This is a genomic window from Leptolyngbya sp. UWPOB_LEPTO1, assembly GCF_017302695.1.
Classification (GTDB): domain Bacteria; phylum Cyanobacteriota; class Cyanobacteriia; order Leptolyngbyales; family Leptolyngbyaceae; genus Leptolyngbya; species Leptolyngbya boryana.
Genome location: NZ_JAFLCJ010000004.1, coordinates 112,871 through 128,639 on the forward strand (window position 1 = coordinate 112,871; position 15,769 = coordinate 128,639).

Here is a 15,769-nt window from a genome sequence, read left to right on the forward strand (position 1 = left end):
GTGGACGATCGGCGATTCGGTAAAACTGAGCTTGCGTATTCGGTATTTTCGTTAGGGACAATGCGCTGTCTCTCTTCTGCGTCGGTGATGGAAGCAACCGTGCAAAGAGCGATCGAGCTTGGCATTAACCATATTGAAACTGCACGAGGCTATGGGAAAAGTGAAGAGTTTTTGGGAGCCGCATTGCAAGGTGCGCGCTCCCGCGTTTTTTTGACCACAAAGTTACCACCGAGTTTGGATGCTGATCAAACTGATCGCTGGATTGATGAGTCTTTAGAACGGCTGCAAGTTGATTTTGTCGATAGTTTAGCCATTCATGGGCTGAATACTTGGGAGCATTTGGAATGGGTGAAGGCAGACAATGGCTGCATGAAAGCCGTTCGAGATGCGATCGCTGACGGCAGAGTGCGGCATGTCGGATTCTCGACGCATGGCAGTTTAGATGTGATTTTGGCAGCGATCGCGACGGACTTCTTTGAATTTGTGAATTTGCATTACTCGTTCTTTTTTCAACGAAATGCACCCGCGATCGAGCTTGCTGCTCAAAAAGATTTAGGGATTTTTATCATTTCGCCTGCTGACAAAGCGGGCATGTTACACACACCGCCGCAGAAGTTGACTCAGTTGTGTGCGCCGATGTCACCGCTAGAGATGAACTATCGGTTCTTGTTGAGCGATCGACGAATTACGACGTTAAGTGTGGGTGCTGCAAATCCGAATGAATTGAATTTAGACTATCGAACTGGAGCATTGAGTGCAGAAGAACAGCAAGTCTTCGAACGATTGCGAGCAATTCGCGCGCCGGAACAGTGCAGCCAGTGTTATGAATGTTTGCCTTGTCCAGAGGGCATCAATATTCCGGAAGTGCTGCGACTGAGAAATTTAGCAACGGCTTATGACATGCAGCAGTTTGGAGAGTACCGCTATCGGATGTTTGAGAATGCGGGGCATTGGTTTCCAGGGAATAAAGGCAATCGCTGTACAGATTGCGGAGACTGTCTGCCCAAATGCCCAGAGAAGTTAGAGATTCCGAGATTGTTGAGAGAGACACACGATCGCTTAAATGGAAAAGCTGGACGGCGATTGTGGCAGGAATAAGTAAATCTGTATAAACTCCATAGGAATTTTCTGTATCAGAAACTACTTTTACAATCTTTCTGATGAAATTATTACGGTAATCTGACAGTAGTTCAGACACCTCGTTCAGAAAACCTTCCTATGAAATCCTTACTTGTAAAGAATATTAGTCAGGCAAGACGACGAGTGCGATCGCAAAATTTCAGGACGATGGGAAACTCAATCTATCAGCCTGAATTTTCTTACTCTCAAATCTTCTTATCTTGGATGGGGAGCTTCTTAGGAATTGCAACACTCGCTTATTTATCTGTACATACTCAATATCCTTTAATTGCGGCTCCATTTGGTGCAGCCGCTGTGCTTGCATTTGCTGTTCCGGATAGCCCGCTTGCCCAGCCCCGCAACCTGATTGGTGGTAATCTCATCGGCGCGATCGTCTGCATTACTTTGGTGTATGCCTTTGGCACAGCGCCTTGGGTGATGGCACTTGCCGTTGCAACTGCAATTAAACTGATGCAGTTAACAAAAACGCTGCATCCTCCGGGAGGTGCTGTGGCGCTAGTTGGTGTGATGAGCGAGGCTTCATGGGATTTTTTATTGACTCCCGTACTGACAGGATCGATTGTCATTTTGCTCTGTACGATCGCATTCAATAATCTAGTTCCCGGAAGACTCTATCCTAAACACTGGCTTTAACCTTAGCTTTGTTGGGGATTGAGAACTTTGGCTTTTCAAGTACAGTCGGAGTTCTCACCCCAAGCAATCCTCAACGCTGAAAACCTTTCGCCTTCTTCGCTGCTTTCTCCTTCGATTTCGTTTTACTAACCTCTGCTAATGCTTCCTGAAATAGATTGTGCAGGTGAATCGGAACACTCGCTATATCAGGCAAAGTGGGTTCTAAAGGTTTACGATGCATCTGAAGTAAGGGATCTAAATCTCGCTCCAAGTTAAACGGCAGTCCCGTATATTCCTGCAACACCTTCTCTAACTGAGTCGGATACTGTTCAGCAAATCGATGCCACACAAACGCATTGATTTCAGCATCATTGAGATATTTCTGAACCAATGCTTCCGCCCCTTTCACACTTCTCCAATCTTCTGCTTTTAATAGCGCCTCAAATTGTGTGTAAGTGGTGAGCAATATCTGTCCCCATCGTGGATGAGCTAGAACTGTTACTTCTTCAGCTTTTTTCAAATCGGGTGGCAGTTCGACGTGCGGGGCTGCCATCTTAGCAGCCGTTTTGTTTTGTAGCATTTTGGCAGCCGATTCTGCATCTAATCCCATTGCTTCTGCCATTTCAGCAAGTTCTTCATCACTCACGCCTGCTTCTTGCGCAAGTTCTGTGATGGACTTGTTTTTATCGAGTCCAACTTCATCGAGTCGTCGCTGTGTGAGAAACTCTTGAAACTCAGAAATTTTCTTGCTCAGATGGTAGCCCGACAAGGTTATCTGTTCACTTCCAAAAAAGTCGAGAAAGTCCTGGTGATAGCGTTCTACTGACTTCCAAGCTTCTTCTAGTAACTCAGGTGCATCGCCGTAAAGATCAGATTTATAGTTTTGGCGAAAATTTCCGATCGCGACTGCTAGCTTTGGCTTTCCGAGCTTTCCGAGCTGAGTAAACGGACTAAAAAACGTCCAGTACTCTTCCACAGGTGCAATGCGTGTTGTGAGCATTTCTCCGAGTTTGAGCCGCGACATTGCATTTTGCGTGTCTTCATCATTCGGCTTCACGATATACAGCTTAGTCGTGAGCCAATTCATTAATTTGAAACCATCCGGTAAGATTTCTTGAATTGCAAACAATCCTGAAAAGTTATGTTTCCAGTTCAAAACGAGTTGTCGATCGCTCGCTGACAATTCTGGCTCGCTTTCAACAAACAATTCCAAGGGTGATTTCGTGCCAATCTGCCCATGACTCAGAAAGATATCGACAACCGTCTCTCGGTGTTTGCTATCTCGTGCTTGAGATTGCTCTAAGCGATCGGCGACGAACTTTTCAAATGCAGTCGCTAACTCTCCTTCTGCGTCGTAAACAAAATCGGTCAGCGCTTGTTTGAGTTCTTTCGATCGCGCCAAAATTGCATCCACCATAAATTACCTCGATCGTCTTTGAACAGATTATCGTCTCGCTTGTGAATCCCGAAGCATCTTGCGATAGATCTTAAGCAAACAAATCGAGCGGCAAATGTCCGAATGTTTCGTTCACCCCGTCATCGTAAGCAGACTGGCAAGAAATTAAAACGCCACGATGTTTGCCTACATAGGGTTCAATGTGCGATCGCCGTAAATTTGGATTGAACTTGATATAAACCTCACCTGCAATTTCTTGGATCTCTGGCATGTCGTAGCCGATTGCATTCACATACTGTGAAAGGGCTTGGAGTCCCTCTTTCGCGGTTCCTGCACAGACTCCAAAAATCTGATAGTCCGAAAGTTCTACAACTTGTGAAACCGCTTTTCGTAAGATAGCGTAATCGGTTGTTACGGTCTTCGGATCATTACAAATAAATTGCCGCAAAATAGTCTCAGCTTCCGATCGCGTCATAATTTTTATTTTAGTTCTACTCTCTTAGAATACCGTCTCTACGATTCAGCTAAATGCAGTTCGACTGATTCAGAATCGACTATCTCGCAACCAGAAATTGTACAGTTTTCAGGTTGAATTTTCGTGTCGTGAGATCGCGTTAAACTGAAATCATTCTGACGGGAAGTGCGATCGCAAAATGGATGTTACCTTATTGATCAAATCACTAGAATCGGGGCAGTATGAAGCCTCTGTACTTGAATTGCCTGCTTATCGAGTCGAAGCCGCATCGCGAGAATTAGCGATCGAAGCACTAAAAACGGCATTGCTTGATCACGTTAAGGATGCAGAAGCATTTACCTGGCAGCTTCCGATTTATAATTCTGACGAAAATCCAGCTTGGCTAAACTTTGCAGGCATCTTTAAGGACAATGCCGACTTTGCTGAGATTGTAGAAGAAATTCAGGCGGCGAGAGAGAGTTGGGGGGATGAAGAAATGGATGAATCGGAATATTCACGCTGAGTTATGTTTATTCTCGATACGGATCATGTTTCTTTGTGGTTGCGAGATCATCCCCTGGTGAAGGTAAAGGTTGCAGAATCAGCGCACAACGTTTCCTTGACAATTATTACAGTGCAAGAACTATTCAATGGCTGGGTTGGGCGACTCAACACCACGACTGATGCAGCACTGATGATCGAGCGATACGAAAATCTTTGGCAAACCGTTGACTTTGTTCGTCAATTCCCAGTTTTGAAGTTTGATGCAGCAGCAGATGCTTGCTACGTTAAAGTCCTACGTGAAAATGCACCCCTACGCAAGAAGCGTCTGCGTCAGGATTTGAGAATTGCTGCGATCGCGCTTTCCCAAGATGCCACAGTCGTCACACGTAATCAGCGAGATTTCGGTCAAGTACCAGGATTAAGGATTGTTGATTGGTCACTTTAATGTGCAACTCTCACCGTATTTGTAAAACAGCGCATACATTCTGGTGCAAAGAAGTTATCCGAAAATATAATCTAAACTTCCGATCGCGTCATAGATTTCGTTTTAGCTCTGCAATCAACCGGAATACCGTTTAAATTAGTAGTACAAACTATCTAACTTCAAGATGACAACCGAACCTGTAGTTTCAACGGTCTTAGAAATGCGCGAGAAGTTACTGCAAGAATTACGCAGTACACTTCGTCCTGGGCAACGAGAGATTGCAGATTGGAGCGAAGGTCGGTTGGCAGTTTCCGCCGTGCCAGGAGCCGGAAAATCGACCGGAATGGCAGTTGCAGCAGCAATGACGATCGCGAAATATCAACTGCATAGTCGGCGGCAGTTAGTCGTCGTCACCTTTACGCGATCTGCCGCTGCAAATATTAAATCTAAAATTCGAGCGCATCTGAAAACGCTCAGTTTGCCTCAAGGCGGTTTCGTCGTACATACCTTGCATGGATTAGCCTGGTCGATCGCTCGAAGTGCTCCTGAGCGATCGAACTTGAATCCAGACGCAGTGCTGATTACTCCAACACAAGGCAGTCGCCTGATCCGAACCAGTGTTGAGCAATGGATTGGTATGAATCCAACCTTGTATCAACGCTTGTTAGAGGGGCAGCAATTCGATGGAGAAGAGACAGAACGCTTGAGACGGCAATCTGTCTTGAGAACTGAAGTTCTGCCTGCATTAGCTGAAACCGTAATTCGAGAAGCTAAGAGTTCGGGATTGGCACCTGAGGATTTGAGAAATCAAGTGACCTCGGATGAGTATGACATTTTGGCGATCGCAGCAGGACTGTATGAGCAATATCAACTGCAATTACAGCAAAGAAATTTTATTGATTACGATGAGATGATTCTCGGTGCGTTGAGAGTCTTAGAGCATCCAAGTGTGCGATCGCGTTGGCAATCTCAAGTTTTTGCAGTATTTGAAGATGAAGCCCAAGATTCTAGCCCACTCCAGACTCAATTGTTAGAACTACTAGCAACTGATGCAGACTCCGATCAGCAGAATTTGATCCGAGTTGGCGATCCGAATCAAGCGATTAACTCAACCTTTACGCCTGCTGATCCGGTTTTCTTTCGAGAATTCTGTCAGGCTTGTTCTTTAGAAAATCGACTTGCGGAAATGAATCAAGCAGGTCGCAGCAGTCGCATTATTCTTGAAGCGGCTAACTATGTTTTGAAATGGGTGAATCGAACTTATGCAAAAGAAGAAACTGCACCATTTCGATCGCAGATGATTCACCCTGTTGCTGCGAATGACCCACAAGCAGATGCCAATCCCAATCCTGAAGGATTAGGCTTTGAGATTCACACGCCAGAAGATGTGCATCAAACTGTGGAATGGATTGGTAAGAGAGCGATCGCACTATTCAACCAGTTTCCACACCGCACTGCTGCTGTGTTAGTGAGAACGAACGACCAAGGGCGATTTGTGGCGAGAGAACTCACACGCTGGTTTGATGAAAAGCTTGCAATTTTTGAGGTAGGAATGCGCGATCGTCAGTCGCATATTCCGGCTGAAATGCTCTCACTGCTGCAATTTCTCGATCGACCGCATTCACCGGATAATCTCAAAGCAGCCTTATCAGTGTTTGTGCATCGTCGCATCATTCCCGCCCAAGATCTCAATGCGCTGATTGCTTTTCCTGAGCAGTTTCTATATCCGGCTCCGCTTGATCCACCGCAATCTCCGCAAGTACAACAAGCTAGTCGGTTCTGTACTAGCTTGCTCCGAGCTAGATTAGAGCTACCGCTGTATCAACTCATTTCGTTTTTAGCTTATACGCTGAACTATGAGCAAACCGAATTAGCAACCGCAGACAAGCTTGCAGAACGCATCATGCAGCAAACGCGGGAGAATTCGCTGACTGCTATTTTAGAAGTACTCGCAGAGATTGTGACTTCGGAGCGATTTGAGCCAGTCGAAGCAGAAGATGACGATCGCTATATTCGTGCCAGTCAGATTACTATCATTACAATGCACAAAGCTAAAGGATTAGATTGGGACTATGTGTTCATGCCTTTTTTGCATGAGAATATGATTCCTGGATCGCTCTACATTCCTCCAGCAGCAAGGTTCTTGGGAGAGTATACTTTGCCAGAAGTTGCACGAGCACAAATTAGAGCGATCGTGCATCAAGAACCGATTCCTGATAATGATCAAGCTTGGGAACGTGCCGGATATCTGAAAACGGCTGAAGAGTTTCGACTGTTGTATGTTGCGATGACGCGAGCAAAACGATTGTTGTGGCTTTCCGCAGCAAAACAGGCTCCGTTTAGTTGGAGCAAGCCAGAAAATTTAGACGATCGCGCACCTTGCCCAGTCATTCCAGCTTTAAAACAGCAATTTCAGCTTTCAGTCATTGGAGAAGCGGAAGAGGACGATGTAGAGTTTTAGAGGATGTTTTACAAAGTAATCGTTGAGACACACTCACCCGCCCCGGAATGAATTCGGGGCTAGTTGAACAAAGTCCACTAAAGGGACTAACAGCCAACCAGAATGGGGTCTTCAGTCCCTTTAGTGGACTTCGCACTGTTAGCCCTGGAATTTCATTCCGGGGCAAGCTAGAACGGAGCAAGGAAACAGTTAATACTTTTAAAACACCCTCTTAGACACACAACTGCACTTCTAGCTTCAAAGTTGCTTTTTTGCCCAGTCGCGTAGCACAGTTAAAGCCTGAGCTAGCCCGATCGTATCGCTCTGCTCTAAAAACTCTAAAATTCGCTTTCCAGGTAACGTCGGAAATAATCGACTATTCGCCGTCTCCACATAGCGATCGCCTTGAAGCTGAAAGATCTGCAAATTCCCTTTCAGCACATCATCCCCAACTGTAGTCAGATAAAACCACAGTTCCGGCACACCCATTGAGGCATACATCGAAAAGCGATCGAGTTTGCCGATATTAATCGCAATTTCAATGGCCAAATCAGGAGGAGCCACACGACTCATATCCATTTCTGCTCGCTTCGTCAAGCGCACCTCACTCAGTGAATAAGCGCCTTCCGGTTGAATCGCGCGACCCACCTCCGGAAGTGTCAGCAACACCGATCCAAGGGACTGAATTTTTAGATAGAGTTCATCTGCAATCACCAAAATCAGTGACTCGATCAAGCGATTACAGCGATCGTGTTCTTCAAGCGGGGTCATCATTTCCAGCTTGCCGCGATCGTAGGTCATCCGGGCGGTGCGCTCTGTCCCCAACTCCCCAAGCAATTCTTCAAATGCTTGCCAACTCACCCCCGATAGCGTCACTCTTTTTTCAGTGGGAGTCGGTTTTCTGCCCATAATCTCTACTCATAAGTTCACATGAAGTATCGTACTGCGTTTATTCGCCTCGCTCAGAGCGCAATATGTGGAGTTTTGTTACTAAGCAGTGCCTTGACGATCGGCTTTTTCACTCCCCGTCGCTGGAACACTGCACAATCTTGCAGCGATCACCCGTATCAAATCTATGTTGAGGGTGATGCGATGCATGTGAATTTAATAATGCCAGTTGACAACGGCGTTTATGATTGGCAAAAATTTCTGAACCTGGAACAAATTGGCAGTGATACACATGAAAATTACCGATATTTGAAAATGGGATGGGGCGATCGTATTTGGTACACAGAAGTCCCAGATTGGCAGAGTATGAACGTTTTCGATATTGCTAGAGTCTTATTCAAACCGGGCAATGCCTCGGTCATGTATGTGCAAGGCTATGCGGAGCGACCCAAAGAAGTTCGATGTGTCGGAGTCGATCGAGAACAGTATCTTGCGTTTGTCAATTTCGTGCAGAACTCCTTCGATCGCGATGCTCAAGGCAATGTTATCCATCTTAAAGATGGAGCCGCCACCACCGATGGCTTTTATGCGGCGACTGGACAGTATTCTGCATTACGAACTTGTAACAGTTGGTCAGCCGAAGCCTTAGACGCAGCAGGAATTAATACGCCGCTCTGGTCAGCCCTTGCGCCTGCGGTGATGCGGCAACTCCCGAACTAATCGACAAAAATCTACGCAATGCACCCCTATTCGCTTTATCCTACTGTTTACGGATCTAGGCTACTGAAATGCGTTTCTCAAAAATTTTAATTGCAAACCGGGGAGAAATTGCCCTACGAATCATTCGCACCTGTGAAGAGATGGGAATCTCGACGGTGGCGGTGCACTCGACCATCGATCGTAATTCTCTTCACGTTCAGTTAGCCGATGAAGCGGTCTGTATTGGCGAACCTGCCAGTAGCAAGAGCTATCTCAACATTCCCAATATTATTGCTGCGGCTCTGACTCGCAACGCCACAGCGATTCATCCTGGCTATGGATTCTTAGCCGAGAATGCTCGCTTCGCAGAAATTTGTGCGGATCACCAAATCGCCTTTATTGGGCCTTCTCCCGATTCGATTCGAGCGATGGGGGACAAATCGACTGCGAAAAAAACGATGCAGCAAGTCGGAGTGCCAACGGTTCCCGGCAGTAAGGGCCTAGTGCATAGCGAAGAAGAAGCGAGAGAGATTGCAAGATCGATCGGATATCCCGTCATCATCAAAGCGACAGCCGGAGGCGGCGGGCGTGGTATGCGGCTCGTTCCCGATGATGATCAACTTGAAAAGCTCTTTCATGCAGCCCAAGGAGAAGCAGAAGCAGCTTTTGGCAATCCAGGGGTATATGTTGAAAAATTTGTTCAAAATCCGCGACATATTGAGTTTCAGATTTTGGCAGATAGTTATGGAAATGTAGTGCATTTGGGTGAGCGTGAATGCTCGATCCAGCGTCGCCACCAAAAGCTATTAGAAGAAGCTCCCAGTTCTGCAATTACGCCTGAGTTGCGTCAAAAAATGGGAATAGCAGCGGTTGCAGCCGCCAAGTCGATTAATTACGTCGGTGCAGGAACCGTTGAGTTTTTGCTCGATCGTTCGGGTGAGTTCTATTTCATGGAGATGAATACTCGCATTCAGGTTGAGCATCCTGTGACTGAGATGATTACAGGAACCGACTTAATTGCAGAGCAAATTCGGATCGCCCAAGGGGAAGAACTTCGCTTTACTCAAGACGATATTGAACTGCGTGGACATGCGATCGAGTGTCGAATTAATGCAGAAGATCCCGATCACAATTTCCGACCTAGCCCTGGACGCATCAGCGGGTATCTTCCGCCGAGTGGGCCAGGTGTACGCATGGATTCTCATGTTTATACCGACTATGAGATTCCGCCGTATTACGATTCTTTGATTGGCAAATTGATTGTTTGGGGACACGATCGTCCGTCTGCCATTCTGCGGATGAAGCGGGCGCTGCGAGAATGTGCAGTCACAGGTCTACCAACGACGATCAACTTCCATCAACGAATTCTGGAAACCCCTGAGTTTCAGAAAGGCGATATTTACACAAATTTCGTCGATAAGGTGATGATGTCGGGAAAATAGACAAACTTTGGCGACATCATCTCCTAGACAAATTACTTTGCTTGAGATGGAAGAGTTTTTGAAAGTTAGTGAAATTATCGATTGGCAGCATCCCGACGTCTTGGAATGTGCCAATCAGATCGCATTAAAATGTGAGACTCCGATCGCAATTGCAAAAGCGTGTTTTGAGTGGGTACGAGATGAAATTCGTCACAGTTATGATTACCAACTGAATCCTGTGACTTGTCGGGCATCAGATGTGCTTCAACATAAAACAGGGTATTGCTTTGCGAAAAGCAATTTGCTTGCAGCACTATTACGGGCAAACCAGATTCCAACAGGTTTCTGTTATCAGCGCTTGAGTATTGATGATCAGGGTGCGCCGTACAGCTTACACGGATTCAATGCAATCTATTTGCCTGAAATTGGTTGGTATCGGATTGACGCAAGAGGGAACAAGGCAGGAGTTAACGCTCAATTTACTCCTCCTCAAGAGCAGTTAGCGTTCACAATTCAATTTCCTGAAGAGGCTGATTTTCCAGCAATTCTTTCAGATCCTCTTCCACTGATTGTAGATTCGTTGCACTCACAGAAAACGTGGGACGATATGCTTTGCAATCTGCCAGATATTTCATTGGAGTCTGCGAAGAGTTACGGACTAGTATAAAGACGGCATTCCATGCCAAGTGTATCGAGTAAGTTGGTGAATTCGAGAAGAGACTAGGAGCGGCTCAACTCGAGCGATCGACAAACTTTCAGCCTGCTTTTAGAATCTGCATCGCAGTTAAATTCAGTTGCGGAAAGCTTGGAGAAAGGACAATATCAGAGTCTTGAAATTGCCCGACTTCTTGATATTGCTTTCCATCTAAGCGCAATACAGTCACTACACTTCGAGCCGGATCAATGATCCAATATTCAGGGATACCACGTTCTGCGTATTCTCTTCGCTTATCGATGTAGTCTCTGTCATAATTTTCGCTTCCAGGTTCACCGGGCGAGACGACTTCAACGACAAGCACTGGGGCAGGCATATTTGCCGTGATTAGAGATTGATTCTGCTGGCTCAGCATCTGATCTAAGTCTTCTGTCAGAATCATCAAATCAGGGTTCCGAGCCGTTACAGATGAACTCTTAACCGCGATTTGCGTTCCTCTGGCAATTAAATCGATCGAGACAACTTGTAGAAATTGGCTCAACAGCCATAGTGCAATTTTCTCATTCAGTCTCTTTTCCGATCCCATGTTTACCAACACCCCATCCACCAACTCGTAACGGGTGTCAGTTCCATCGTCATACGCCAAATATTCCTCGATCGTGCTAAATCGAAGTTTCGCTTGTGTCATTTCAGGTAGTGCTGAAGTTCTTTCAGCTTAAAACATCATCGTCAAAATGCCTTGCTGACCCAACAGCATTTCACGCAACAGGCTGAAAATTCCGACCCAAATAATTGGCGTGATATCTACTCCGCCCAACGGTTGAATCACTTTGCGAGTCAGCGCTAAAAAAGGTTCAGTTGGAATCGCGGCTAGATTGAACGGGAACTTCTGCAATTCCACCTGCGGATACCAAGTCAAAACAATTCGAACAATAAACAGAAACGTCATCGCACCCAACGCAATGCTGAGAGAAGTAAGAGCGATCGTTGTAGCATCCATAAGTTTTCGTGCCAAATCTTTAAGCTTTGTAACTTGATCTCATTCTATCGAGAATCGACGCAAGCATTGTAGCAGTCAAGCAGTTCCTCATTCTTGAATCGAGAAATCCAGGACTTTGCGACGGTTTGCTATACAAATACATGACAAACTATTAAAATTATGATGACTTGCGTGTTGTCGATAAGGACTTGAAAGACCTATGACCCCTTCTTTAATGAACTTTCTGTTGAGCTTAGTTGCAGGACTCGTAATCGTCGTGGTTCCCGCAACTGCATTTTTGATTTTCGTTAGCCAAAAAGACAAAATTCAACGCAATTAATTAGAAACACTGGTGATTTGAACCGAACCAGTTATATTAGAGTCGAACCTCAGAACCTGGACGCTTGCGAACAGACTGAGGTTTTTGCCTATTCTAAACGTAGATTTTCGTGGAGAATTGCGGGAGAAGCCGCTAACATAGGACTATCCTTGGAGACCGGACATGGTTAATTTTCAGTTCAATTTGGCAAGTATCTCTGGGATCGTCCTGGCGGTCGGCGGGACTTCCCTGTATGCAGTTCGATCGTTTCGACCGCAAATTGCTCGTGATACCGATATTTTCTTTTCGGCAGTTGGGCTACTGTGCGGGTTGATTCTGATTTTTTACGGCTGGCGGTTTGACCCGATCATGCAGTTCGGTCAAGTCCTGCTGACGGGAGCTGCTATCTACTTTGTGTTTGAGAATTTGAGATTACGTCAAATTTCGACCGAGCAAGCAAAACGGGAAACCCCGATCGTCGATGATAGTCGTCCAGTCAGCCGGAATTATCAGGCTGAGTTTGAAGACGACTATACCGTAAGCTTTGCAGAACGCGAGCGTCGTGAGCAGCTTCGCGAAGCTCGGCGTAGAAGACCTGAGCGTGAAGAAGAGTACGAGCGTCCAGTGCGTTCGGAGCGTGCAGGTGAACCTCGTTTAGGTCCGTCAGGTCGTCGCCCTCGTCGAGATGCATCGTTTGATGAACCTCAAGAAGATGTAACGACCCGTCCGCCGCGTCGCAATTCCCCTAAGTCCGCTCGTCCGCGTCGGAATTCTTCCTCGATCGAAGATATCAACCAACCCGAAGACGGCGGTTATGTAGACTACCGCCCGATCGATGGAAATCGGCAAGACACCTGGTAACGATTAAATTGAACGAATTGAAAAAGGAGCGCTAGTCTAGCGCTCCTTTTTTGTATCTAGATTCTGTATCTAGAGATTAAAAGCCTAACCAGGTAAAAAAGTCTTGGCGCGTGACAAACTGTAGAATCAACAATGCCACAAATCCAATCATGGCAAAACGTCCATTCATTAACTCGGCATAAGGTGTCCAACCCAATGCAGGTTGATTCTCGGTTTCTTGTTCCACAGTTTCCTGGGATTCGGGGGCACTTTCAGTCATTACATCGTTCCGAAAACTCAACGTTTTGATTGTGCCTCAAATGCCTGCACAGATTCAATCAGCGATCGTACAGTCTTCACGCCTTCAGACGGCTCAAATCCCATCGGCAGCTTGCGCTTCGTCAACATTCTCACGCCCAATGGAGCCAGACTGATCAACCCACCTAAATCGCGAAAATTATTGGCAACCACCTGTAACCCAAATTGACGCTCATCAATCCAACCGCCCTTTTTCACCAGATCGATTAAAGTTCTGCGGTGGCGAATCGAACGAGTCACTTCAGTCGTTTTACGCGCGAGAATTTCCTGCTTAATCTTGCCAATTTGATCCATCGGAGCAACCTCCATTGGACAAACTGCATTGCAGTAATAACAGCGAGTACAGCCCCAGACTCCGTCGGTCGATTGGTTGTACTTATCCAAGCGATCGTCGCTGCGATCGTCACGCGAATCTTCTACCATCCGATAAGCTTTCGCGAGCGCGTGAGGTCCGACAAAATTCGGATTCACCTCGCGGGCATTACATTCGGAATAACAGGCTCCGCACATAATGCAATTGCCCGTCTGATTGAGCTTGTCACGCTCCTCTGGAGATTGCAAAAATTCGCGTTCTGGAATTTGGCGAGATGCAGTACTGACATAAGGATCAACCGCCTTCAAATTTGCCCAGAAGCTGGACATATCCACAACCAAATCTTTGATCACGGGCATATTTCCCATCGGCGCGATCGTAATTTCTGGAATCTCAGCATCGGGGGCAAATCTTGCCACCTCACTGCTCACATTTTCCTTACAAGCTAATGCCGAGCGTCCATTAATTCGCATCGAACAACTGCCACAAATTGTATTGCGGCAATTTTTACGATAGGCAAGTGTGCCATCTTGCTCCCACTTAATTCGATTCAGGCAGTCGAGAATCGTAGTTCCGGGTTCTACCTCTAATGAATACGATTCCACACGCGAGGCAGCATTTTGATCCTGTCGGACAATCTTAAAAACAACTTGCATACACTCTCAGAGTACGGCTGATCCAGAAGCATAGTTTAACACTGTTGTTTCAAGCTAGGCGATCGATGTAAACTCCTGAAATAAAAGCGATCGCCTTCATTAAATCGATCTTAAACTTTCGATTCAAATTCATAATTGTGATCACAATTCTTGATTCGAGCGCGAATTTTTTCTGACATTCAGAGTCATAGATTCTACTTCATCAAGCAATGTAAAAAGGCATTCTTAGAAATATATCCGGATGGAATTGCAAGATTTAATCAAAAATATTGATAGTGTGGCAAATTATTCAAAGTGACTGTTCAAAAATAGGCGTTTAGAGATATATTTTATTAAGTCAAACATTCAAACATTGACGCTCAATAACCATTTCAGAATTCGTTAGGGAAATCCTGTAGCAGATGAGTGAACCTGCAACCACCCCATTAACAGGGAAGGCATTACTTCAAAAAGTAAAAGAACTGTCCCATCTGCCCCGTCGAGAAACGGCTAAGCGATGTGGCTATTACACTGTCACGAAGAACAACCAAACTCGTGTCAATTTGACTGATTTTTATGATGCTTTATTGGTTGCGAAAGGGCTACCTCTCGACCCAGAAGGCACAAAAGATGGACGGGGACGTGAACCGACTTATCGCGTCAGTGTGCATCAAAATGGGCAAATTGTGATCGGCGCAGCTTATACAAAAGCAATGGGTTTAAAGCCGGGAGACGAGTTTGAAATTAAGCTGGGTTACAAGCATATCCATCTGATTCAACTCGATAGCGACAAAGCGAGTAAAAATGGCGCAGTGGACACCGCTGAAGAAGATTAGTTCGCTTTCTAAATAAATATCAGTTGAGTTTGATAATGAATTTTCCTATCTCGATCGCGTTGGATTCGTTTGTTAAGAGTCTCTCACAAGCGCCTCCTCTGATTCAGATAGGATTCTTTTTTTTGGCATGGTTCCTGTTATGGCTACCGCTCGCGATTCCGATCGCAATTGCCATGAAGTGGAGACCATTTGAACCGCTACAATCGTCACAGAAATTACCGCTTGTCGCCTCACTTTACGGAATTGCTCCACTCGTTTTATGGGGAGTTTCACGGGTAAAAGAGCGGGATTTCCCGACATTTGGAGTGAGTTGGGATTTGCATCTTTTCAGTTCCAGTGCGATCGGGTTGGGGATTGGTGCGATCGGAATTTTAATTCTGTTTGGCGTGCAAACTGCGATCGGTTGGTTGCATTGGAACCTAGAGAATTGGAAGCAATGGCTCGCGGCATGTTTGCCGACGTTAGTATTAGGGATTTGGATTGGATTTACGGAAGAATGGGTGTTTCGCGGGTTCTGTTTTGGAGAATTTGCGTCTGATTTTTGGAGTGCGGCGATCGTTTCTAGCGTCATTTTTTCAGCACTGCATTTGATTTGGGAGGGTCGCGCCCAGATTCCACAATTGCCAGGGTTGGCATTAATGGGTGTGGTTTTATGTTTGGCGTTTGTGCAAGATCAAAATAGTATTGGACTCCCTTGGGGACTGCATGCGGGCTGGGTTTGGATGATTGCGAGTCTGGATACTGCAAAGATGTTGAGGTACGAAGCCACTGCTCCAGAATGGGGAACGGGCATCGATCGCAAACCCTTAGCAGGATTATTAGGGTTAGTATTTTTGTTGGCAATGGGAATTTTGGTAACGAGATCGTTCACGTAATCTCAAACCGCAGAACATCTC

General features: G+C 45.9%; 19 protein-coding genes. 12 read left to right on the top strand and 7 right to left on the bottom strand.

The genetic code is table 11. From position 1 onward, the window contains the following. The gene (locus tag J0L70_RS08025) at positions 1-1,098 is read left to right on the top strand and encodes an aldo/keto reductase (RefSeq protein ID WP_287453974.1); all 1,098 of its coding nucleotides are present in this window, start codon (positions 1-3) and stop codon (positions 1,096-1,098) included. A gap of 120 nt (positions 1,099-1,218) precedes the next feature. Next, complete coding sequence (locus J0L70_RS08030; RefSeq protein WP_287453976.1) at positions 1,219-1,773, top strand: HPP family protein; 555 nt, start codon at positions 1,219-1,221, stop codon at positions 1,771-1,773. 70 nt (positions 1,774-1,843) lie between these two features. Here the strand turns inward: J0L70_RS08030 and J0L70_RS08035 are convergent, their stop codons facing one another. Both J0L70_RS08035 and J0L70_RS08040 read right to left on the bottom strand, forming a co-directional pair. Next, positions 1,844-3,169, bottom strand: coding sequence for a hypothetical protein (locus tag J0L70_RS08035; RefSeq protein WP_287453977.1), 1,326 nt, complete (start codon positions 3,167-3,169; stop codon positions 1,844-1,846). Positions 3,170-3,239: 70 nt separating this feature from the next. After that, positions 3,240-3,623, bottom strand: a complete 384-nt coding sequence (locus J0L70_RS08040; RefSeq protein WP_287453978.1) for a DUF1824 family protein — start codon at positions 3,621-3,623, stop codon at positions 3,240-3,242. A gap of 178 nt (positions 3,624-3,801) precedes the next feature. Between J0L70_RS08040 and J0L70_RS08045 the strand changes: the two genes are divergently transcribed. The 3 genes from J0L70_RS08045 to J0L70_RS08055 all read left to right on the top strand — a co-directional run bounded on the left by J0L70_RS08045 (position 3,802) and on the right by J0L70_RS08055 (position 6,991). After that, positions 3,802-4,125 carry a hypothetical protein gene (locus J0L70_RS08045; RefSeq protein ID WP_017289866.1) on the top strand — a complete coding sequence of 108 codons (324 nt, stop codon included), beginning with the start codon at positions 3,802-3,804 and terminating at the stop codon, positions 4,123-4,125. A 3-nt stretch (positions 4,126-4,128) separates the two neighbouring features. Then, positions 4,129-4,551, top strand: a complete 423-nt coding sequence (locus tag J0L70_RS08050; RefSeq protein ID WP_017289867.1) for a type II toxin-antitoxin system VapC family toxin — start codon at positions 4,129-4,131, stop codon at positions 4,549-4,551. Positions 4,552-4,714: 163 nt separating this feature from the next. After that, complete coding sequence (locus J0L70_RS08055; RefSeq protein ID WP_287453980.1) at positions 4,715-6,991, top strand: ATP-dependent helicase; 2,277 nt, start codon at positions 4,715-4,717, stop codon at positions 6,989-6,991. 237 nt (positions 6,992-7,228) lie between these two features. Here the strand turns inward: J0L70_RS08055 and J0L70_RS08060 are convergent, their stop codons facing one another. Continuing rightward, positions 7,229-7,879, bottom strand: a complete 651-nt coding sequence (locus tag J0L70_RS08060; protein WP_287453981.1) for a Uma2 family endonuclease — start codon at positions 7,877-7,879, stop codon at positions 7,229-7,231. Positions 7,880-7,900: 21 nt separating this feature from the next. Between J0L70_RS08060 and J0L70_RS08065 the strand changes: the two genes are divergently transcribed. From J0L70_RS08065 to J0L70_RS08075, 3 genes are all read left to right on the top strand, one after another. Next, on the top strand, positions 7,901-8,578 hold the full coding sequence (locus J0L70_RS08065) for a TIGR02117 family protein (protein WP_287453982.1): 678 nt from the start codon (positions 7,901-7,903) through the stop codon (positions 8,576-8,578). A 68-nt stretch (positions 8,579-8,646) separates the two neighbouring features. Then, entirely contained in the window at positions 8,647-9,999 is a 1,353-nt protein-coding gene (gene accC / locus J0L70_RS08070) for an acetyl-CoA carboxylase biotin carboxylase subunit (protein WP_017289871.1), read from the top strand. A 46-nt stretch (positions 10,000-10,045) separates the two neighbouring features. After that, positions 10,046-10,645 carry a transglutaminase-like domain-containing protein gene (locus tag J0L70_RS08075; RefSeq protein ID WP_287453983.1) on the top strand — a complete coding sequence of 200 codons (600 nt, stop codon included), beginning with the start codon at positions 10,046-10,048 and terminating at the stop codon, positions 10,643-10,645. Between the two features lie 88 nt (positions 10,646-10,733). Here the strand turns inward: J0L70_RS08075 and J0L70_RS08080 are convergent, their stop codons facing one another. Beyond that, positions 10,734-11,321 carry a Uma2 family endonuclease gene (locus J0L70_RS08080; RefSeq protein ID WP_287453984.1) on the bottom strand — a complete coding sequence of 196 codons (588 nt, stop codon included), beginning with the start codon at positions 11,319-11,321 and terminating at the stop codon, positions 10,734-10,736. Positions 11,322-11,348: 27 nt separating this feature from the next. Beyond that, entirely contained in the window at positions 11,349-11,633 is a 285-nt protein-coding gene (locus tag J0L70_RS08085; protein WP_017289874.1) for a YggT family protein, read from the bottom strand. 199 nt (positions 11,634-11,832) lie between these two features. Here J0L70_RS08085 and psbX point away from each other — a divergent pair, with 199 nt between their 5' ends. Beyond that, the gene (gene psbX, locus J0L70_RS08090) at positions 11,833-11,952 is read left to right on the top strand and encodes a photosystem II reaction center X protein (protein WP_017289875.1); all 120 of its coding nucleotides are present in this window, start codon (positions 11,833-11,835) and stop codon (positions 11,950-11,952) included. Between the two features lie 162 nt (positions 11,953-12,114). After that, on the top strand, positions 12,115-12,792 hold the full coding sequence (locus J0L70_RS08095) for a Ycf66 family protein (RefSeq protein ID WP_287453985.1): 678 nt from the start codon (positions 12,115-12,117) through the stop codon (positions 12,790-12,792). Positions 12,793-12,868: 76 nt separating this feature from the next. On the opposite strand, the gene J0L70_RS08100 is transcribed toward J0L70_RS08095, so the two are convergent. Then, positions 12,869-13,051 carry a CAB/ELIP/HLIP family chlorophyll-binding protein gene (locus J0L70_RS08100; RefSeq protein ID WP_017289877.1) on the bottom strand — a complete coding sequence of 61 codons (183 nt, stop codon included), beginning with the start codon at positions 13,049-13,051 and terminating at the stop codon, positions 12,869-12,871. A 17-nt stretch (positions 13,052-13,068) separates the two neighbouring features. Next, a complete protein-coding gene (locus tag J0L70_RS08105) occupies positions 13,069-14,058 on the bottom strand; it encodes a succinate dehydrogenase/fumarate reductase iron-sulfur subunit (protein WP_287453987.1) in 990 nt (329 codons plus the stop codon). 401 nt (positions 14,059-14,459) lie between these two features. On the opposite strand from J0L70_RS08105, the gene J0L70_RS08110 reads away from it, so the two are divergent. Together J0L70_RS08110 and J0L70_RS08115 are read left to right on the top strand one after the other, a co-directional pair. Then, positions 14,460-14,873 carry an AbrB family transcriptional regulator gene (locus tag J0L70_RS08110; RefSeq protein WP_017289880.1) on the top strand — a complete coding sequence of 138 codons (414 nt, stop codon included), beginning with the start codon at positions 14,460-14,462 and terminating at the stop codon, positions 14,871-14,873. A gap of 35 nt (positions 14,874-14,908) precedes the next feature. Beyond that, positions 14,909-15,748 (top strand): CPBP family intramembrane glutamic endopeptidase, encoded by an 840-nt coding sequence (locus tag J0L70_RS08115; protein ID WP_268181297.1) that lies wholly within the window; start codon positions 14,909-14,911, stop codon positions 15,746-15,748. The last annotated feature ends 21 nt before the right edge of the window (positions 15,749-15,769 follow it).